The following is a 20,337-nucleotide window of genomic DNA, read 5'->3' as shown; positions in this document are numbered from 1 at the left end:
ATATTTAGATCCTTAAGCAATAAAAAGGAGAAAATATTATGGCTGTTAAAAATAAGAAGGCTCAAAAAAAATACCCGAAAAAGAAAACCACGTATGAAAAACTTTATGCATATATGAATGATTATTTTGACTCGATTGATGATCAGGACAATCAAATTGAACTGTCAGAAAATCAAGTTAAGGTAGGTCAATATAGAAAAGTAGTTGCAGGAGAACCAAGAAATTTCAAAGGTAAACCTTACAATGAATTTAATACTTTTATCTTAGCACTGACCCAAACAGGTAAAGATACTCTTATCCCCCAATACCACTCTTTGAAAGGTCTTGAGCTGTACTTTGACGATAAAGATGTAAGAAAGATTTTACCCGAAGCTTCTAAAGAACTTACTACGAGACAAATCCTAACTGGATTAAAAAAGAACGGGAATGTTTATCAAAAATACTCTTTATATAGTAAAAAAGTAGACGGTAAATACGTGAAGATGAAACCGAAAGATTACCTGAAAGAAACGGAAGGAATGACTTATGAAGAGAAGACAAAAGCAGGGTATTACGAAAAGAAAGTTAAAGCTTTTACTGCTGTTTATTCTATCGATCAAGTCTACGATCATTTACCAGAAGAATATAAGAAAAATAGTTACTACTGTCGTGAATTTGAAAGACTCAAAAATGTAAATATGAGTCCTGAAGAACATAATGAAGAAATATATAACCTCGCATTAGAAATTCAAAGATCCAACGATATTGAATATGAGACTGTTGAAAATCGTGCTCAGTCTGCATACAACTACGGCACTGATGGTATTAAATTAGCGAAATATGAGACTTACTATAATGCTGAATCCTACGCAGGAATTACTATTCACGAAACCACGCATTCAACAGGGCATCCGAGAAAACTTAACAGATTTAAGTATGCTTTAGATAGTAATGGTGATCAGGTAATGGGAACTTTTAAATCTAGAACTGATAAAGAATATTCTGAGGAGGAATGTACAGTAGAATTGCCAACCGCAGTTACAATGAATGTGCTTGGCATACAAAATACAAGCAACGCTCATAAAGGCTATTTCAAGGGCTGGTGGAACGAGATAAAAGATGATCCTAAAGCCTTAAAAAGAGTTTTTGATAATGGTTTAGAAGCAGGTAAATATGTATTAAATGACTTATATACATTAAGAGTCTCTGAAACACTTCAAAACAATGATTTGCTAGTTAAAGATGTTCAACTTAATGACAATGTACTAACTACTGTTTTTTCACTTGAAAAGAACCCTTCAAAGGCATTCACTGCAATAGTTGATTTAGACAATCCTGATTTAATTCAAATTCCAGAATCGGATATGAAAGTATTTAATGAAGTGATAAGCGATAAATCACCAATCAATGATAAAAACCGTGAAGAATTATCAGCTAAATTAAAGCTCGATTTACAGAAATATTCAAAAGCAAAAGTTGAAGTAAGTCGTGTTCAGCTTCAAGAGAAAGAGCTGGAACGTAAATTAGTTCAAGAAGAGGCTTTAGATAATCCAGAATTAGATAATAAAAAGAAAGGTCCCAGACCTTCACGAAACTCTATATAAATAAAATTATCTTTTGGACCACTTTAAAATAATGTAACCTATGTAACATAAAGCACATAATTAATATTACATAGGTTACTTATCATGGCGAAAGGTGAATCTGGACGTATAGTCCTAGAGGTCGATCCTGAATTAAAGAAAACACTTTATTCAATATTAGCAATGGAACAACAAACCCTTAAAGATTGGTTTATAGATAAAGCACAAAATCATATAGATGAGAAAAAGAGTGAGCTAATTAAAAGCTTTTCGAAGGTAAATGATGAAATTTAAAGCAGATCAAACCGATCAAAAACTAAGAGGCGGTTATTATACCCCACAAAATTTAGCTGATTATGTTACCAAATGGGTTTTGAGTAAAAGCCCTAAAAGTATCCTTGAGCCTAGCTGTGGCGATGGAGTATTTATTCAGGCATTAGGTAATAATGATTGTGATAAAAATATAGACTTGTCTTGCTTCGAGTTATTCGATACAGAAGCAAAAAAAGCTACAGAACGTTGTAACAATATTAAACTTAGAAATGCCTCTGTTACCGAAGGGGATTTTTTAGTTTGGGCTAATAAAGAAATGGCAAAAGAGAAACCATGCTTTGATGGTGTTCTAGGTAATCCCCCTTTTATTAGATATCAATTTCTTGAAAAAGATTTTCAGAAGCAAACGGAATTAGTTTTTAAGCAATTAGACTTAAAGTTTACTAAACACACAAATGCTTGGGTTCCATTCTTGTTATCTTCGTTAGCATTACTTAAAGATGGTGGAAGAATGGGGATGGTTATTCCATCAGAAATTTGCCATGTAATGCATGCTCAATCACTACGAAGTTATATTGGTGAAGTTTGTTCAAAGATAGTTATTATTGATCCTAAAGAAATTTGGTTCGAAGATACTCTTCAAGGTGCTGTAATAATATTAGCCGAAAAGAAGCAGAAAAAAGATCAAAAATCTGAAGGTGTAGGAATAGTAAACGTTAGTGGTTATGATTTTCTGAAACAAGACCCTAACGTATTATTTGACAATACAATAGGGATTAATGGCGAAACAGTCGTTGGTAAGTGGACTAAAGCGATTCTCGATGTAGATGAATTATCGCTGATTAATGATTTAATAAACCACAAAGATGTACATCAATTTAAAGATATAGCGAAAGTTGCAGTAGGTATTGTTACAGGAGCAAATAAATTCTTTCTTGTAGACAACAAAACTGTCAATCAATATGACCTACAGAGTTATGCTCACCCTATGTTTGGTAAAAGTCAGCATTGCCCTGGTATTTTGTATAATGATGAACAGCACAATGCTAATCAGGAGAGGGAATTACCAACAAATTTTCTGTACATAAAAGACAAGTTTGAAGATTTACCTGAACGTGTCAAAGCTTATATTGAACTAGGGAAGTCAGAAGAATACCATACACGTTATAAGTGTCGAATTCGAGAACCTTGGTACACAGTACCATCAGTTTACAATACCGAAATTGGAATGTTAAAGCGTTGCCATACTGCACCACGATTAATTTACAATCAAGTTGAAGCATACACAACTGATACTGCTTACCGTATTACTTCTACCTTTACTAGTGCAGAGAATCTAGTGTGTAGCTTTCTGAACCCATTAACGGCTATCACTGCCGAGTTAGAGGGGCGGTTTTATGGTGGTGGTGTTCTTGAATTAGTACCATCGGAAATTAACAAATTGTATATTCCAATCGTAGAGAATATTGAACATGAAGCCTGTAAAATTAATAAATTAATCAAGCAAGGTAATATTGAAGAAGTCATGAGGAAACAAGGAATAAATATCCTAACTAAACTTGGTTTTACTGAAAAGGATAATGAAAGTCTTCTTAAAATATGGAAGAAATTAAGAGATAGAAGGCAGCGTAACTTATAACTTGGCTTGAGCGCAACTCATTATCTGAGTTGCGCTACTACCGACTATTTAATTCTTTATAATGATTTATACAGGTCCTCTATTGATGGGATGTCTATATCAAGATCGCCTAGATTAAAAAGTTCTTTAATTAAACTTGCCATTTTTGTTTTAGACGCTTCAAATTGCCTTTCTAAAACTATCTTTTCACGAGCATCTGCTTTTAGTATTTTCGAATAGATAGAGTTTAGTTTCTTTTGTAAATTACTAATTGTTTTATGTTTGGAAGCTTCTCCAGCATTATCAAAATCAATTGTTGGAATTGGCATTCTAGTTTGCACTTTTGTACCACGGGCAACAAAACCCCCTCTAAATATTTCACCGTAAATTGAAGAAAACCATTCAAGGTACTTCGATGATAAAAGAGCTTGGATGTAGTAAATCGAATATTTGCAATTGTCGGGTATATTTATAATGCTATAACCTGCTGTACCACCCGATGAAACAAATGTTCGGCTATTATCTATTGAATACTTATAACCGTTAGATAAAACACCTACAATCAACTTTTGATCTACATCACAGTTTTCTAAGGCTTGGCTACGTCCATACCTATACCATTCATTAAGCCCTGTTGGATCGGGTTTAATAGACCGTTTTTTAGTATCAAGGTTATCTTTTACAACGTGTAAGAATTTGAATATTTCGGGATAATCAGCTTTAAGGGCATCATATTCAATGAATTTTATTTTTCCATCAACCTGTCTATATGGGTAAAGAACAAAAGTATTTGGCTCAACATCTTTATAGGTGTAGAAATGGTCTTGTCCTGAACGGTTAGTCTCAAAGTAAGGTCTAGTTAATTCCTTTTCTACATGGTATTCCTTTCCATCATACTCAAAAAAGATATAGTTTTTATCGCTTTTAATTTCTTTGTGTATGTAGTATTTATTAGCACTTGTTTGAATACCATTAGCGATTGCATCTTTACCTAAGACTTCACTTAAAGGTTTTGAATTAAGAAGCATTTTTTTCAAAATATCATTGGTTTTCTTCTCTAAAATCCAAGTGTCTGAATCAAGATTCTTTGTTTCATATACACTGGATAAAATTGATTTATCTTCACGAGTTAACCACTTTTTAAAGTCTTTAACTTCGTAAAAAGAAAAACTTTTCTGCTGGGATTTTTTTAAGAATAATAGACAGGTGTAAGTTGTTTTGTCTTTGAATACTTGATGAGAGCCAAAGGCGACTAATTTAGATAAATATTTATTATCAGTGAGTAGCTTCCTTAAGTTTTTTCCTGCGCCCACTTTAGTAAATTTGGACGGGAGTATATAACCTAGAAGGCCACCTTCATTTAAAACTTGCATAGAACGTTCAACAAACAGGAAGTATTTATCGAATTGCTTGAAAGCTGATTTGTATTTCTTTTTATAGATAGTTAATTCAGTTGATGTAAGTTGCTTCATATGTTCAGTCGCCATATATGGCGGATTTCCCACAATAACATCAAACTTATAATTTTGAAGATCGAAAGGATTAATTGATAAAAGATCTTTTTGATCTACTTTATCATCATAATCAATCAAGCTATTTCCAAATAAAATATTACTTTCTATATTAGGTAAAATCGGTGTTTCTGTGCCAATTGTGTCTTTCGATTCACCTTCAAGTAGTTTCAATAACAGGCCGAATGAACAGGCTTTAGTGGCATTATAATCTTTATCTATTCCATAAATACATTTACATAGTATTTGCTTTTTAACGGATAATTTTAGTTTAAAAGTATGTTCTGTTAATTGTTGAAGCTTGGTTTCATCATGTTTTAGATAATAATCTATTAGAATATCTTGTAGCGTTTGAAATACCTCAACAATGAATGCACCAGAACCACAAGCGATATCGGCAAACTTTGAATTGAAAATTTGTTGATCTGACTTGTTTTTACAAAATTCAGTGACTGTATTTCGTATAATATCTTTAACTACGTGGTTTGGAGTGGTTACAACGTCTCTATCTAGATGTTCTGCTTTGGGTTGGATTTCAACATCACCATTATCTGTTATGCGGATTCTTTCACTTAAAAACACCTCATAAATATTACCAAGTATATCGGAAGAAAAAACAGAAAAAGAATAGGTACTTTGTGGAAAATAAAGCTGTTCAATGATTGTCCAAATAGATGATTCGGTATTGCTAATTAGCTCTTCTATGTATTCTAAAGAGAACAGCCCTGAGTTATATTTTTTATCTGCTTGTTTAAGTTTAGATACTAAAGACTTATAGTCTTTTGCTTCTGCATAGTGGTGAAGGGTTTCATATTCTTCTAAGTCTCTATCTTCACATACTCGTAGAAAAACAATGCTATTAATATAATTTTGAGTTAAGTCGTTTAGTTTCTCTTCGTTAAGCTCACTTTTAATAGAAAGGAATTCTGTAGCTAGTAGCAATCGCCATTCATTTATTTGTTTAAGAAATAAATCATCAACACTAAATTTTAGTATCTTATTTTCAATACTAGACCACTCAGAATCAAACTGACCAGAGTAAACACTCTCTCGACCTATCAGTTTTTTTATTTCATCTAAGTTATTAATTAAATCAGTATAGTGATATAGCTTTATTCTTGAATTAGAAACTTGGTCGTTTTCGTCTACTTGGTTTGAGCAATCATATATAGCGGTATACTCAAAGTTTGAAAGAACTGAAACTTTTAGTTTAGCAGTAAAGCCGTAACGCCTTACTTGTTTTGCAGGTTCATTATCTGTGGACACATCAACACTTGGCTTTTTCGCTTCAACAAAGAACTTTCTGTCTGAGTATAATCTAAAGGTATAGTCAGGCTTTTTGGTATTTGCACCTGCTTTGGCTTTTAGTCCTTCTTCGACTAAAACTTCACGTTCGTTTGTTGGTTTACCTTTAGCATTTGTAATATCCCACCCTAAGATAGAAAAGAACTGATCTAAAAAGTCTGTTCGAAGCTGTGTTTCATTGTATTTTTTTGACTGGTAGTATGCAGAATCATTATTATATTTATCTACTAGCAGTTGTAATTGTAATTTCTCTTCCATCAAGTTATTTCACCTACGATAGTATTTAAATATTTATTTTTTATAGCCGTATTTTGTAATTCTCAAAATCGGTCCTTTATTGGCCAAATTATCGCATAGTGGGTATAACTAACCAATACATTAGTTCTGATAAGATCTTGATATTAATACACAGATCAATTGAAGTGGATTGATGTAAATGAGTTAGATGCTTAGAATCAAAGCTTATTTTTCTTTTTAGATGGTTTTGGCTGTGATTCGCTTTTAGATTTAAAGGTGTCTTCAACAACATTATGTTTAAAGTACAAATCAAAGTATTTACTGAATAAAAACATAAACAACTGATGTAAGTGGTTATCATAATTAATAGAATAATTATCGACTATCATATCCCTATTAATTCCTTTTTCATTATAAAACTGGTTAATAGACTTTCTGATTAATCCTATGTTTTTATCAAATCCCATAGCATTTTTACTACATTCATTTTGATAGTTATAAAATGATAAACCCTCCATACCTTTAAGCACTTCAATAACAAATTTATCGGCTGAATAATTAAAGTTATATTTTTCAAAAAAGCTTTCATAAACAACATCAAGAAAAATAGGCTTAACACCAATTTTAGTTTGATCCTCTCCATCTTCATCACTATCTGTCTCAGGGATTCTTATTGTCATAAGATTTAGCAATGCAGTATCAATTTTAAACGGCTTAACACTGTAGGATTTTTTACAGAACTTATTCAATAAAAACATTACACAAACATTCATTTTATAATCGTCAAAATGATCAATCACACCATCGTTTGTTTTGACTGTTATATCTTCATTTTTAAACTTTTTAAAACCTGTTATGTAATCAATATGGCAATGAGATTCAAGTACAAATAAGAAAGCTTCATCACAGCGAAATTTAAACATAATCGGAAACTTTGAGTTCTTTGATATTTCAAAAAGTAAGGCTGGGTTCTTTTTCTTTTTATTACTTAAAGTCTGTTTTGATTGTTGTCGCTTTTCTATATTTTCATCAAATACATCACACATATCACGTTCACAATCTAAATCTATATCCTTAGCATAATCTGACTCTGAAACATCTTCTTCATAACTAACAGAAGGGAATTTTTCACATAAATACTTGAATATTTCTCTTACAGATTTTAGATCTTTTCCTCTTTTCGCTGGTGCTGGCTCATTCATAATAACGGCAGGAAACATCGTTAGTATTATAGTATTTGTTGCAATTCTCTTTTGAATTTTAATTCCGTTTAAATCAATTACAACATCTATCCCTAATCCAACTTTCTTTTGATTATCAATGTAATGTTTTTTGAACTCGTCTAAAGCTTGAATTACTTTTGGTGGGGTATTTTTATTCATGTTGTTATCCTTTTCCATACTAATCATTTATCATGATTTTCATATAGATCAAAATATTAGAGAGATATTTTAATACTTGTTATTCAGTATTTAAAATTGAATTAGTGAATCTGGAATTGATATTTAAGCCTGAATAAAGGGGTTTTAATAATGCAGTGGATATCCAAGCGGATATACAAAAGATATCCATTTGGATATTCATTATTGTAATTTTCAGAAGGTGATATTGTATAAATTAATTTGTATGTTTTATTAGTATTAAGGATTAACAATTAAAAAAGGAATCGTTATGAATGATACAAAAGAAACAACATACATAAATAAAATACATGATTTGAATAAGTATGAGAGTCAGTATGATTTAATTCAAAGACTTCAATTATTAGAATTAGAGCCTGAAATAGTTCTACCACTTTTAATAAAAAGTAAGGAATTTCAAACCCAAATTGCAAAGCTTGAAATCTTATTAAATAAAAATAAGAAAAAGAAAACACTCGTAGAGCTTAATGAAATTTATATTAAAAGCATTGAAAATTATGAACAGATTAAATCTATGTATTTAGATTTAAAAGTTGTTAAATACATTTCTGAATTGAATGAAGCTAGATTTGAATCAATAATTAACCGAATTGATAAGCACAAATCTGCAACAATTTTATACAAAGAAAATCTTGTATTAATTCTTAAATGTTTAGAGAGACAGCAACAGCTTAAAGATAAATTTAGTAAAGAATTAGAAAGGGTGGGTTTAACATTCAAGCTTTTCCAAATGCTTGTTTTATCACTATCAAAAAATGACAAAGAGCTTTATCAAAGAGTATATGAGACTGTAAATAATGACTTTGAAGTTCTTAATATAGATAAGAATGCAAGTTTAGAATTAACCGCTTTAAACTGCGTCAGAGGACGTAGAACGATAACAAATACTCACGAATCATTTGATAAATTTCATTCAGTTATAAATCATCCAGAAATCTTTATCTTTCAATGCTTACTTTCAACAGCATTAAATTAGCGCTGATGAGCTAGTACAGTTAATTTTATTTGTATTTAAACGCCTACCTACTTTCATTATTAATATTAAACTTAAAAAGAGCCGAGGCTCTTTTTTATGGTCTATTTATTTAGGTCTGCTTGATAAACGACTCGCTTTAGTATTTTTATTCGTATGCTTTGGCTCTTCATTTTCACTTGTTTTAATAGCTGATTTACATTCATTTTTTAGTTCGGCTAATAAACTATTTTTTTGAATATCCATTTGCTCAGAAGCTGTTTTCTTTTTTTCTGGTGTAGGTTTTAAAGAAGAGTTTTCAGGTTCAATTTTTATTGAATCGTTTTTCAATACATTATCTACGTCATCATCTAGATCTAATGAGCTATCAGCTTCAAGCTTATCTTCATCAAAATCTAACTCAATTTCATCTACATTTAAGCTTAAATCGTTAGTCTTTTTCTCACTTATATTTGAGTCTAATTCGTCAATAATATCTTTATTAAACTGTTTCTGGCTTTTATTAAGAGTTGGTATCTCTTCTGAATCCAATTCATAAGCATTATCATCACCGAAATTTGCAATATCATTATCAGTTAGTTCATCTGATGGTTTTGTTTGATCTTGCTTATTGCCTTCATCATCATTTTTAGCAGTTTTATCTTTTTTATTATCTAAACCTAGCTCAACATTATTTTTATTCTTAAGACGTTCAAGCATTTCTTTCACGCTATCATCAACATCTTTACCAATCGTAATTTCGTTTAAATCAAATAAGTCTTTCTCTTGAATCAGCAATAAAGCTTGTTCAAGATTTTCTAAACTACCTTCAACAATTGGAAAATTACTAATATGCTTAACTTTTACATCTGATAAACTTTTAGCAAAAACTAAAGGGCTAGAGTGAGGGCTACAGCTTGTACTTTTGACTCCATCTTTATTAAAACCTAATGTATAGTTTTCAACTTTAATTGCAGTTTTACCCTCTAAAAAGTAAACGTTACCTTTCTTTTCAAAGCTTTTAAACATTTCATCTTTTGTGTCTTTTAAGTATTTTTCACGATCTAAAGATACTTTTAATTCTTCTTCGAGTTCTTCTTTTGATTTTGCCAATATTTTTTTAGCATTTGGTTTTTGTGGTTCAGGTGGAAGAATCTCAGTTGATATATTTTCAACTTCTTCTTTATCAGAACCAAATTTAACATCATCCACAACAGGTTCTTCATTTAGCTGTTTATCTAAATTTTGAGCTGTATTTGTTAGTTCTTCTGTGTCTGCTAAATCCTTTTTTTCGTCACTCATAATATTCTCCTTTCTTATGGCGTATATAATATGAATATCATTTTTTATAGATATTTGAAGAGTGAGTATATAAATAAATTTATAGACAATTTTAAGGTGGTTATAAAATGTATTAGTTAAAAGAAATTAGAGAGTTGGGCGAGTCAAAATTATTTTATTTCTGAAAGTATAATTAATTTTAAAGGTTTGGTTATTTACACTTTTTAGCCATTCGCTAGACTTAACCATCTTTTTATTAAGTTTATAGTTATTATAGTTATGTTTAAAAGTAATAGATAAACTAGTGAGTTTATTTAACTGAAAATACTGAGAACGAATGCTGATTCCAATTTTTTCAAAGAGTATTTTATTTTGCTTTTCTGTTAATTTATTTTCTTCAAAATTAGAAATCATTTCATAAAATTTACTTGGTCTTAACGAAGATAATGTAGTTGTGGTTAAGTCAGAAAGATAAGTTTTACCGTTTGCTCCAACACCAATAACTATGTGTGAATATTTAGTTAAAATTGGATTGAATAGGGTCCTTAACCCGTTACTGTATTCAAGAATAAGACTGAAATTGTCAGGTTCTCCTGTACCAGAAAACAAGCTATTATGGAGAGTAATAGTATCTTTATCAGTGTCAGAAAAAATCCCAGTTTTTTCTCCAACCAACTTAAATTGATACAGCGAAGATTTAGTTAATCCTGGGATTAATAATTTCAATTCTTTAATAGAAATTATCCAATCTTTTACTAGTCCTGCTTTTATGACAGTACATAATTGCTCTGAAAAAATAGGTCTAGCTAGTGGCTTTAACTTTGTTATTGTATGTATGTAATTGTATAAATCTTGATTATCTGTTTTTACTGTAATTGTATTATTCATGATATTTCTCCCTTCAATTTAAATATCATCTAAAGAATAAATGTAAAGTTTAGAGGGGGAAATTAAGGCTTTGTTATTGAAATAGTAGCCTTTTTAATATTTCTTTTAAAAATTATTGTTCATAGGTTTCACCCGACTTTAAGAACTGATCAAACACTGTATCGTTAACATATAAGAATGTACCTACAGAACCTTTTAAAATAACAAAGCTTGAGACAATGTAAGCGCAGTACATAAAAATATTTGTAATTACATCGTTAAAAGAATTTATACTTTCAATGATTTCATAAGTGTAATCAATGTGCATAGCTAGTAATAAATCTACAGTAGTACCACAGTTCAAAGTTACATACCCAACAACAATTATCTTAAGTATTCTTGCTACAAATTCTCGACCTATTTTTTCTAAACCAGTAGAACCATGATTTCTAACAGCAACAAATAAACTTGCTGGTAATACAGCAATAAATATTAATAGAAGATAAAAGTCTTTAAGGATTCGTAGAGTTAATTGAAATTTAATACCGATCACTAAATAATAACCGAGATAACCAACTACTAGAAAAATAGTAGCGACAGGCGCTAATGCCTGTAATAGCTGTGAACCAAAACTTGTTAGTATAAGTATTGTAACAATGACATTACTAACAGTTGCATCAGGCGTGTAATTAGAGCCTTTAAACGAGTTATTAACAGTCAGAGGTGCGACAAGCTTTGTAATGTTTTTGGCTGTCTTAGAAGTAAGCTTTTTAGCTTGTCCTGCGACAAAAGCATTAGAATTATTTAAAGAACTATTAAATGTATTAGCCGCTTTAATAAGCCAGCCAATTTTAATTAATTCACTACTTAAGTCAGTAAACTCTTTGCTCTCACTATTACACTTATAACCATTCTTGATCATTCTTGCATATTTAAAACAGGTTTTAACCCTGTAAATAGGGTCTACCAAAGATCTACTTAGTGTTGAATTTACAACCTCTTCTGGTGTAGGAATCGTGATTTTATTCAAATCAATAAGCGATTCAAGAGGTATAATATTTCCTCGATGATCGTTATCATGATTTTTGATTTTTACATTGAAAACTACATTTCCACTCGAATTATCATTAAAATATGGGATTGGGATAAATTGCTGTTTGAATGTTCTGGATTCGAAAAGCAGAGAAGTATAATCAAAGTAACTTGAAAACACGTTGTTTATTGATTTTACTAACGGGGATAGTAATCCAAGCCCTTTGTAAATTTCATTATTCGATCTTGATGTAATTTGAACTGCTTCAATACACGCTAAATATCCTGATTCAGTACATATTGAAGTAGTAAATGAGAGTAGTTCATTGTAAAAAAGTTCAGTGTTTTGAACACCAAACGGCATTACATTTCTATTATTTAAAGCATTGCTTGAGTACACATCAACAGCATCATAATACTTGTTACTATATTGAGACTCTAAAAATGTTTTAGAAGCACACATACTTGATATTTTTAAATACATATTAAAATCAAATAACCCTGTACCTGCTAAATCAATATCATAAATTCCTTCGCAATACTCATTTACTGGTTTAGAGAAAAGCTCTTCTTTATTCAGTATATTTTCTGAATCTGTAAAATCACTGGACTTAAAATTTTCGAAAACCTCTTTGTAGTTAGAAACGTTTTTATTAACCTTTTCTGCATGTAAAAACAAAGCTTTAATATAGTCTTCAACCATCTTTTTTTCTTTAGCTAAAAGATCGATACGAAGCTTATGAGCATATCCATTTAATATAGGATTGCTTTGTATTGCTATTGTGTTACTCGCACCACCTAGAAAAAATGTAGCTAGATACTCACCATCTTTAAAGATAACGTTTAAGTTATAATCATCACTATCGTCAGGTCTGTTTTGATGAAGTAAATACACTTTTAATACTTTAAGAAAGTCGGATTCAAACTCATACGGATCAGCTAATTGAATAGAAGAAATATCTACAAGCTGATTTTGATTTGATTCTAATTCCTTTTCTAAATCATCGAATGTTTTACCAAGAACTTCAAAAGCAAAATATTGATAAAATGCAACAGACACTTTGTAACCATCATCATTTTCCACTTCAAATTTAGATTCTTTGGCGAAGCTCAATAGTAGTAAAGCTAAAAGAATTACTTTATCTCTTGATTCAGCTTTAACTTTATTTTGCATAGATTGCATAAGGCATTCAGAGACAGAGAATAAAAAAATGAAATACAGAATATATTTTACGACTGAAAACACATTAGAAATGAGATTGAAATAATGTGTTGAAACATCGTTTGATAAATATGAATGAGGACTAATACCAGTATTATTTGAAGCTGGCATAATGACATGTAACATTTCAGTTAATACAGAGTTACTAGCTGTCTCTGGTAAATTGGAATCTGCGAATGAGAAAGATACATTGATAATTACAAAAAAAAGCATACCAAAAAAATAAAAAATTCCTTTATCTTTCAGTTTGAAAGAAGATAGAAAGATCTCTTTTGCTGAATCAATTTCGTGTAAAAATATTTTTTTTGCTAACGGCCCATTTTCCATAATAAATCCTTTTGATAATTACAGATTTATCATAATTTTCGTATAACTCAACAGAAGGGATTTCAGGCATGAAAAAAAGACTGTAATCATCAGCCTTTTAAAAATTATATCTTTGAATAATTATTAGGTTTTCTATGTAGATTGTTGTTTTTGTTTTTTTATATCATCAAGTTTGGATATCACAGTTGCGCCCGTTGCAACTTTAGCTAGCGATTTTACTGACTCTAAATCTTGAGAAGTTTTTGTAAATGTTCCTTTTATAGATCCAAATGTTACTGCTGAAAATTGTTTTAAAATATAATGACCTATTTTTAAATATCCGAACAAGACACCAAAAACTAAGATAAATAAACAAAGTCCATACCCTAAAATTTCGGCTAATACATTACTTGAAAATTGACCTAATATACTTTTAAGAATCATTGGTAAAAAGTCTAAACCTACGTTCAATATTAGATGTAGTAAAAACAATACAAACATACTTGAAACATTGATTACAATTGAGAATGTAAATAAAAAGAACAGAGATAAATATGTGTTTTTATAATCCTCTTCCGCTTTGAAGAAATTAGTGAAAAACCCCATCAAAATTGTGCAAATCATTAAAATTCCGAGAGTCGATTGAATCAGTAATTGCTTAGACATAATAGATATCATTATTATCGAACTAATCTCGTGAATTAACTTAATTGAACCTGCCATTGTTACAGCAATTCCTCCAAGCGTCAGTTGAGTGTTACTTACGACTTTAAGCATATCAATTACTGAGTTACTTATTCTTGATATATTATGAGTTCTCGTTTTGGAAGAAACTTTTCTTTTACCAAATTGCGCTTTATCTTCTTTTGAAGATTTAGTAACCATCTCCAAGCCTAACTGAGCTGTTTTAACTGCGAATCCTTGAACAATTAAACCTTTACCTAACGAATCAAGATTTGCTGATAAGTTATTAATTTCAATAACACCATCTTGATTTCTCATTTGTTCAAGGCAACTTATATCTGAGTTTTTACAACTTAATCTTTTAATTCCACTGAAAACTTTATGACCACTTTCAAACGTTGTTAAAAGAACGTTTTTTACGTTCGTTGTAGTAAGTAGATTGTCTGTATCTATATTTAGATTAGAGCTATCCACAGAGTATTCTAGAGCGTTTGAAGCTATGTTTGTTGTATTAGCTGATTGTTCATGATTTATTTTGTCAGTGATCGGATTCATAAACGCATTTACAAAGCTTGTGTTGTAATAATGAACATCTGCACTATCTAAATTTGCATTAGAATAATTCGGCAAAGATTGTCTAAAGTCGATATTTGCAACATCGACAATTTCTGAAAAGAGGTGTTCATATTTATCACCTTTTTGATTTAAATATCTGTAAAATTTACCAGCCGATGTATGTCCTTCGTTAATCAGTTCTGCTAGATCTAATTGATCATCGTAGAAACTATCAATCTTATTTAAAAAATGTGTATTTACTATCCCATACTGCTTTACTACATCTACATAACTTTTTTCTACAATCGGAGCTGACTCTTCAAGCGCAAATTCAATTTCACTATTAATAAAAGGAATAGCTTCATCACGACTTTGATCAACGCTATAGATATAAATATCATCAATAGCTAAATCAATTTTACTATCGTGAAAATCTATACAATTAAATTCAGTTATTGCTGCATGATTACCTTTTTTATAATCATCAAGCTCAATTTTTGCATCTCTTGTTAGCTCTTCATTTTTCAAACAAGCAACTTCATTTATCTTTCTGTAAAGTTCATCAGAGTTGTTTAAAAATGATTCTAGATTCTTATAGCTTTTCTCTTTTATTTCAGGTCGAACTCTTTTGTAATCAGTAAGTACAGAACCGAATAACACACCTTTTTTAGATTCAATAGAGTAATGTACAAGTAACTGCACTAAACGACTTTTTAAATTGTTAGAGTATGCGTATTTATCACGCATTTTCGCTTCAATATCTTTCCAGCCATTTTCAAAACTACCTTCAACACTGCTATTTATAATTGAATTATGAAGAATCTCTTTGTACTCAATAGATTTCATAGCTTCTAACAAATCATCAGTTATTTTTTTGTCTGGAAAAGTAACTGAACCACAATCAGCAAATTCGACTTTACTAATAGTTCCACCAACCCCGATTGTGTAACTTATCTTTTGATTTGTGCGTTTCTCGAAATACTTTACATAAGGCCTATTTTTACTTTTAAAGAAATCATATAAATCGGTTTCATTATTAAAATATTTAGTAAAAACATTTGTTGAGTTGTTCTGTATATTTTCAAGATTATTTTTAATATTGTTACTCAAACAAACATTTATTTTATGCAACGATTCAACATCAATAAGTCCTTCATTCATGTGATATGAATTTAAATTATGTCTAGAGGTTCTTTGTTTAAAAGTGGCTGTTTTTGCTAAAGTTTTATAAGTGATATCTCCAGCTTTCATTGCTGTACGACTTTGAAATACTTCAACCATATTTGAAAACATTAGTAATGAAAGTAATAGCCCCAAACCTGCTTGCATACCTACTATTGATAAAGTTTTTGGTAAGTTAAAACCCTTCATAAGTGTTTTAAAAATAGAACCTATTACAATCAAAATTACTAGATAATAACCGATACTTTGCCAAGCCGTTTTTGTAAAATTTTGCTTAATTGATAAGTTAGATATTGATGATTTAGCAAGGAGAGCTTGACGAGCATTTTTAACATTTATTTCGTCAGCATCTAAAAGATTATCTTCTTTTTTTATTTCATGAATATCAGAGTCTTCATCGAGATAATATATATTGTGATAACTCATATATTTATTTTTTGACATACATTCTTGAAAGTTAATGGTTAATTCGTCAAATTGCTTTATACAACCTTTATCCGAAGGTTCATCGTAACAACCAGATAAAAGCATGGTCATTGCTAGTAATATTATTGCTTTAATTTTCATGATTAATTCCTTGCATATAACTACAGAATTATCATAATTTTCGTATAACTCAACCAAGGGGATTTAAGGCATAAAAAAAAGACCGTTATCTAGGTCTTTAAAATATTTTTAGGTATGAAATTTAACTTTCATTTTTCAATAAAAAAGCCACATAAAATGTGACTCCTTTCTGTTGTATTGTTACTGACAAGCATCATCAGCATTGGTTTGAGATATTGAGCTACTAAAAGTAATATTTCCCCATCTTACACCCTGACAAAAATTAGAGTATCGAGGTGGAAAAGTTGTTACTTGAGGGAAATATAATTCATTATCATTATTAGTTATTATTGAACCGAATTTTAAATTTACGAACTTAGATACATTACTGATATTAGTGTAAGAAATATCTATTGTTCCTGCATTTTGCAAACGAGAAATGTCTAACTCAGTAGCTACCATCGCTCCCATTACGTTAATATCAAGCGGAGCGTTGTAATAGTTTTGAAGTTTGCTTAAATCAAAACTAGTGATGTTCTGCATTCCTCTCAAAATTACTTTATCCCCTAGAACGTATCTTAAATTTGATAGATCTAAATTAACTAAAAATGGGAAATCTACAACAATATCTCCAAATACATATTGGATTAAAGGAAGGTTAAATTCTGGATTTGAAGCGCCTTCACCTATTCCTTCTCCTTCAGCAGGAGGTAATTCAAAACCCTCTCCACCTTCAGAACCACCTTCTCCGCCACCTCCAAAAACATCTATAACAATTGAATCTAAAAAGTAGCTAGGTAGGCTGTCATGACTAATTAAAGATCTTATTGCAGAGCCATTAATTGAACAACTATCAGAATTGTATATAAGTCCTGTACCACCAAAACCAAAATCTTGTTGTTGTTTTGCAGCCGCTAACCATTCATTCTCCCAATATTTACAAGTAGAAGCATTTTCCCATAGTGCTATCGTTTTAACTAAACCTCCTTTAGCTAAAAATGTAATTGTGTCACTGTCTGAACAAGCTAAAGAGTTGAAATACTTCCAAGTTCCTGATTTTTCATCACCTGTTAATTTTACATCACAACCTTCTTCGCTGATTAATGTTTCTGAATAGTAAAGTTCTGAATTACTTACGGAGTAGCTACCACTCATATCTACTATTGATTGTGATACTAAAATTTGTGCAACTGGATCGATTGTTGGAGCTTTTGGTAAATGTATAACTGCTACATAGCTTGCTTGAGCCGCAATACTAAGTAATATTGTTGCTAGTAGTGTTGTTGTTTTTATTATTGCTTTCATTTTACTAAATCCTTTTATGCTAAATTTTTAAAAATTATGTCTAATTCAATGTCTGAATACTGAAGTTCTTTATGTAAATCAAAATCAGTACGTTTTATGTAATTATGATTTTTTGTGTAAGTACCAATTTTGAAAATAGTTTTCTTATTTGCTTCTGAAATTAAATGATAAATAACTTCATCAATCAGAATTTCAATTTTAAAGTCTTTACGGTTTACACTTAAATAACGGCTAATAGTGCTTGAAGTTTTTATGTCTTTATTTGTTTTTTTTAATAGGTCCATCTTGGGTTTTTCCTTATGCATTCATATGATTACATATGCTCATGTATAACTAATTTGTAAAGAATAGGGGGAGTTATTGTTCTTACAGAAGTAAAGTTATCTGTATTTTTAGGGGATTTTTATAGTGTAATATTTTTAAGTTTTTGGAAAAATAATAAAGGGGTTTATTAAATATTAGATATACAATAAGGTTCTACAAAATGAATTTTGTTACTCATTTTTATATTGTTTTTAAGGCCAATAAAACAACATAAAAATCGAGTTTCGGTTTTAAAAAAAGACCTTGTAAGATCTTGTTTTTTGGTTGTTAGTGTTAATTTTAATTTTAATTTTAATTTTAATTTTATTAAGTAAACTCACTATCACTATCACTATCTGTTTAATTTTTTATTAAATGATTTAAGGTGTTTTGCAGTTGCTTCTATCATAAATTTACTGAATGAAAGTTCTGTATAGCCATTATCATAAAGCTCTTTATGTTCTTCTTTAAGGCGATTGGGAACGTTTCTTACTAGTTTGTTTTTTGTCTTGTTTGATTTGCTTGAATTACTTTTTTCAGTTAGTGAAGCTCCTTTTGAAGCTTGCTCTGCGATAAGCTTGATATTCTTTATAGCTGTCATAATATTTCCTTTTATAATTTAATTAATGATTTAATTTCTGTAACTAAAGCTTTTATTTCTTTAGCTGATCTACTGTGCTTATATTTCTTTAATTCTGTAACAGATGCGCCTTTTTCCATCGCTTTTTCAAAATCGACACGTTGACGAATAACTGTGTTTAGTAATTTAAAATATTTAAATTCTGTAGATATATATTCAAAGTCTTCAAAATTAGTTGTTGATGGGTGAATTCTATTTCTTAAAATATGCACATCAATTTTACGTTTTACGTTTACAGATACATCAGCAATAACGCTATGAAATTCGATAAGTGAACTTTGCTCTAAAGTAGAGTTTTTACAAGGAGCAATAACAAGATCCGAAGCAGCTAAAGCTATTCTGATTAATTCACTGTCATAACCTCCACAGTCAATAACAATACAGTTGTCTTTTGTTGATTTTTCTAGAACTTTAATTAAGTCAGTTTTGTTTTTTGGATATTCAACATCTAACTTTTCAAGTTCACTATGCTCTCTAAAATTTTCTATACATTTAAGTTGACCTCTTATGTCATTTTCTACTAATTTCGCTTTCAATAAATGAGCTAGAGAAGCTGCTGCTGTTGTTTTACCTACGCCACCTTTAGACGTTCCTCCAAGTGCAATTATCATATATTTATCCTTTTGTTTGATTTGTATGTGTACTGTATAAATTAACAGGCCTAGAGTGGTTTGCAAGAGCAAGTGGATATCTTTTTGTATATTTGCTTGTATATCCGTTTGTATATTCGCTTGTATATCCGTTTGTATATTCGCTTGTATATCCGTTTGTATATCCGTTTATTGTATTTTTATGGCTAATTTAAGCGATTTTAAAGACGTTAAATAGGAAGGGGGTATATTTGTTTAGAGTCTTTATTTTTTGGGGGGAGAACATTGTTTTGGTTGTTTTACGAAGACGAAGTTAAAATTTGATCGTAATATTTTTATTTGAAATAAAATCAAAAAATGGAATTTTAAATAAAGATAGGCAGGCTTTACTATATACTCTTTTCATTTATGGTTGTTATCAATTATGACAACAAATAAAATGAGTTATCAATTATGATAACCCTTTTTTATTTAAGATAATGATTCGAGTAATTTGTATTCAGTTTTAAATAAATAAGTTAACTTTTCTTGATCTTCAACTTTTTCAATAAACTCGTTTAGTTCCAAACTTTTCAAAGCTCTTGATAAATTTGGTTTAGAGATAGTTATATCTGTTTTTTGAATAAAGAGAACGAAGCTTTCAAATTTAAATAAACTATCTTCAATGATTAAGAACCTATCTATCAATGTATATAGAACAGAGAAGTCAGTTTTGCTGATTTTAGAAGATATAAAGTCAATCATAACCAATTCATACAATTCACGCTTAAAGTCAGCACAAAGCAGATATTTTTCATCAGCTACAACATTAAACATCTGATTAGATTTTTTAGACCATTCGATTAAATTACTCATGATTTTTAACTCCCTTTTCTGTTGTCAAATATGATAACAGGAAAGGGTGGTGTTATCAAATGTGATAACGGATTGTTGGTTATTATCTTT

Annotated in this window: 15 protein-coding genes; 4 read left to right on the top strand and 11 right to left on the bottom strand. The window is 30.1% G+C overall.

Annotated features, from left to right (window positions below):
- Positions 1-38: 38 nt before the first annotated feature.
- From E2R68_RS00645 to E2R68_RS00635, 3 genes are all read left to right on the top strand, one after another.
- A complete protein-coding gene (locus E2R68_RS00645) occupies positions 39-1,583 on the top strand; it encodes a zincin-like metallopeptidase domain-containing protein (RefSeq protein ID WP_134275572.1) in 1,545 nt (514 codons plus the stop codon).
- Between the two features lie 84 nt (positions 1,584-1,667).
- Positions 1,668-1,856 carry a hypothetical protein gene (locus E2R68_RS00640; protein ID WP_134275571.1) on the top strand — a complete coding sequence of 63 codons (189 nt, stop codon included), beginning with the start codon at positions 1,668-1,670 and terminating at the stop codon, positions 1,854-1,856.
- Positions 1,846-3,474, top strand: a complete 1,629-nt coding sequence (locus tag E2R68_RS00635) for an N-6 DNA methylase (protein ID WP_134275570.1) — start codon at positions 1,846-1,848, stop codon at positions 3,472-3,474. The genes E2R68_RS00640 and E2R68_RS00635 overlap by 11 nt, the downstream gene beginning before the upstream one ends.
- A 56-nt stretch (positions 3,475-3,530) precedes the next feature.
- Here E2R68_RS00635 and E2R68_RS00630 read toward each other — a convergent pair whose 3' ends face one another.
- Entirely contained in the window at positions 3,531-6,527 is a 2,997-nt protein-coding gene (locus E2R68_RS00630; protein WP_134275569.1) for an Eco57I restriction-modification methylase domain-containing protein, read from the bottom strand.
- A 197-nt stretch (positions 6,528-6,724) separates the two neighbouring features.
- On the bottom strand, positions 6,725-7,888 hold the full coding sequence (locus E2R68_RS00625; RefSeq protein ID WP_134275568.1) for a hypothetical protein: 1,164 nt from the start codon (positions 7,886-7,888) through the stop codon (positions 6,725-6,727).
- Positions 7,889-8,177: 289 nt separating this feature from the next.
- On the opposite strand from E2R68_RS00625, the gene E2R68_RS00620 reads away from it, so the two are divergent.
- Complete coding sequence (locus E2R68_RS00620; protein ID WP_134275567.1) at positions 8,178-8,903, top strand: hypothetical protein; 726 nt, start codon at positions 8,178-8,180, stop codon at positions 8,901-8,903.
- Between the two features lie 105 nt (positions 8,904-9,008).
- On the opposite strand, the gene E2R68_RS00615 is transcribed toward E2R68_RS00620, so the two are convergent.
- The 9 genes from E2R68_RS00615 to E2R68_RS00575 form a co-directional block, all read right to left on the bottom strand.
- On the bottom strand, positions 9,009-10,181 hold the full coding sequence (locus E2R68_RS00615; protein ID WP_134275566.1) for a hypothetical protein: 1,173 nt from the start codon (positions 10,179-10,181) through the stop codon (positions 9,009-9,011).
- A 126-nt stretch (positions 10,182-10,307) separates the two neighbouring features.
- Positions 10,308-11,048, bottom strand: a complete 741-nt coding sequence (locus tag E2R68_RS00610; protein WP_134275565.1) for a hypothetical protein — start codon at positions 11,046-11,048, stop codon at positions 10,308-10,310.
- A gap of 112 nt (positions 11,049-11,160) precedes the next feature.
- On the bottom strand, positions 11,161-13,608 hold the full coding sequence (locus E2R68_RS00605; RefSeq protein WP_134275564.1) for a hypothetical protein: 2,448 nt from the start codon (positions 13,606-13,608) through the stop codon (positions 11,161-11,163).
- Positions 13,609-13,740: 132 nt separating this feature from the next.
- Positions 13,741-16,575: a hypothetical protein gene (locus E2R68_RS00600; RefSeq protein WP_134275563.1), complete on the bottom strand. Its 2,835-nt coding sequence runs from the start codon at positions 16,573-16,575 to the stop codon at positions 13,741-13,743.
- A gap of 180 nt (positions 16,576-16,755) precedes the next feature.
- Positions 16,756-17,859 carry a hypothetical protein gene (locus E2R68_RS00595; protein ID WP_134275562.1) on the bottom strand — a complete coding sequence of 368 codons (1,104 nt, stop codon included), beginning with the start codon at positions 17,857-17,859 and terminating at the stop codon, positions 16,756-16,758.
- 14 nt (positions 17,860-17,873) lie between these two features.
- On the bottom strand, positions 17,874-18,143 hold the full coding sequence (locus E2R68_RS00590; protein ID WP_134275561.1) for a hypothetical protein: 270 nt from the start codon (positions 18,141-18,143) through the stop codon (positions 17,874-17,876).
- Positions 18,144-18,514: 371 nt separating this feature from the next.
- Positions 18,515-18,763, bottom strand: coding sequence for a hypothetical protein (locus tag E2R68_RS00585; protein WP_134275560.1), 249 nt, complete (start codon positions 18,761-18,763; stop codon positions 18,515-18,517).
- An 11-nt stretch (positions 18,764-18,774) separates the two neighbouring features.
- Positions 18,775-19,413, bottom strand: a complete 639-nt coding sequence (locus E2R68_RS00580; protein WP_134275559.1) for a ParA family protein — start codon at positions 19,411-19,413, stop codon at positions 18,775-18,777.
- 450 nt (positions 19,414-19,863) lie between these two features.
- Positions 19,864-20,247, bottom strand: coding sequence for a hypothetical protein (locus tag E2R68_RS00575; protein ID WP_134275558.1), 384 nt, complete (start codon positions 20,245-20,247; stop codon positions 19,864-19,866).
- Positions 20,248-20,337: the final 90 nt, after the last annotated feature.

This window comes from Psychromonas algarum (assembly GCF_004376845.1).
Lineage (GTDB): Bacteria > Pseudomonadota > Gammaproteobacteria > Enterobacterales > Psychromonadaceae > Psychromonas.
The sequence above is the reverse complement of the archived record's forward strand: the minus strand, read 5'-3'. Positions and strand labels throughout refer to the sequence as shown.

Bases quoted from the DNA above. Each gene is read 5' to 3' on its own strand.
- E2R68_RS00645 (WP_134275572.1), top strand. From the start codon at position 39: ATGGCTGTTAAAAATAAGAAGGCTCAAAAAAAATACCCGAAAAAGAAA.
- E2R68_RS00640 (WP_134275571.1), top strand. From the start codon at position 1,668: ATGGCGAAAGGTGAATCTGGACGTATAGTCCTAGAGGTCGATCCTGAA.
- E2R68_RS00635 (WP_134275570.1), top strand. From the start codon at position 1,846: ATGAAATTTAAAGCAGATCAAACCGATCAAAAACTAAGAGGCGGTTAT.
- E2R68_RS00630 (WP_134275569.1), bottom strand. From the start codon at position 6,527: ATGGAAGAGAAATTACAATTACAACTGCTAGTAGATAAATATAATAAT.
- E2R68_RS00625 (WP_134275568.1), bottom strand. From the start codon at position 7,888: ATGAATAAAAATACCCCACCAAAAGTAATTCAAGCTTTAGACGAGTTC.
- E2R68_RS00620 (WP_134275567.1), top strand. From the start codon at position 8,178: ATGAATGATACAAAAGAAACAACATACATAAATAAAATACATGATTTG.
- E2R68_RS00615 (WP_134275566.1), bottom strand. From the start codon at position 10,181: ATGAGTGACGAAAAAAAGGATTTAGCAGACACAGAAGAACTAACAAAT.
- E2R68_RS00610 (WP_134275565.1), bottom strand. From the start codon at position 11,048: ATGAATAATACAATTACAGTAAAAACAGATAATCAAGATTTATACAAT.
- E2R68_RS00605 (WP_134275564.1), bottom strand. From the start codon at position 13,608: ATGGAAAATGGGCCGTTAGCAAAAAAAATATTTTTACACGAAATTGAT.
- E2R68_RS00600 (WP_134275563.1), bottom strand. From the start codon at position 16,575: ATGAAAATTAAAGCAATAATATTACTAGCAATGACCATGCTTTTATCT.
- E2R68_RS00595 (WP_134275562.1), bottom strand. From the start codon at position 17,859: ATGAAAGCAATAATAAAAACAACAACACTACTAGCAACAATATTACTT.
- E2R68_RS00590 (WP_134275561.1), bottom strand. From the start codon at position 18,143: ATGGACCTATTAAAAAAAACAAATAAAGACATAAAAACTTCAAGCACT.
- E2R68_RS00585 (WP_134275560.1), bottom strand. From the start codon at position 18,763: ATGACAGCTATAAAGAATATCAAGCTTATCGCAGAGCAAGCTTCAAAA.
- E2R68_RS00580 (WP_134275559.1), bottom strand. From the start codon at position 19,413: ATGATAATTGCACTTGGAGGAACGTCTAAAGGTGGCGTAGGTAAAACA.
- E2R68_RS00575 (WP_134275558.1), bottom strand. From the start codon at position 20,247: ATGAGTAATTTAATCGAATGGTCTAAAAAATCTAATCAGATGTTTAAT.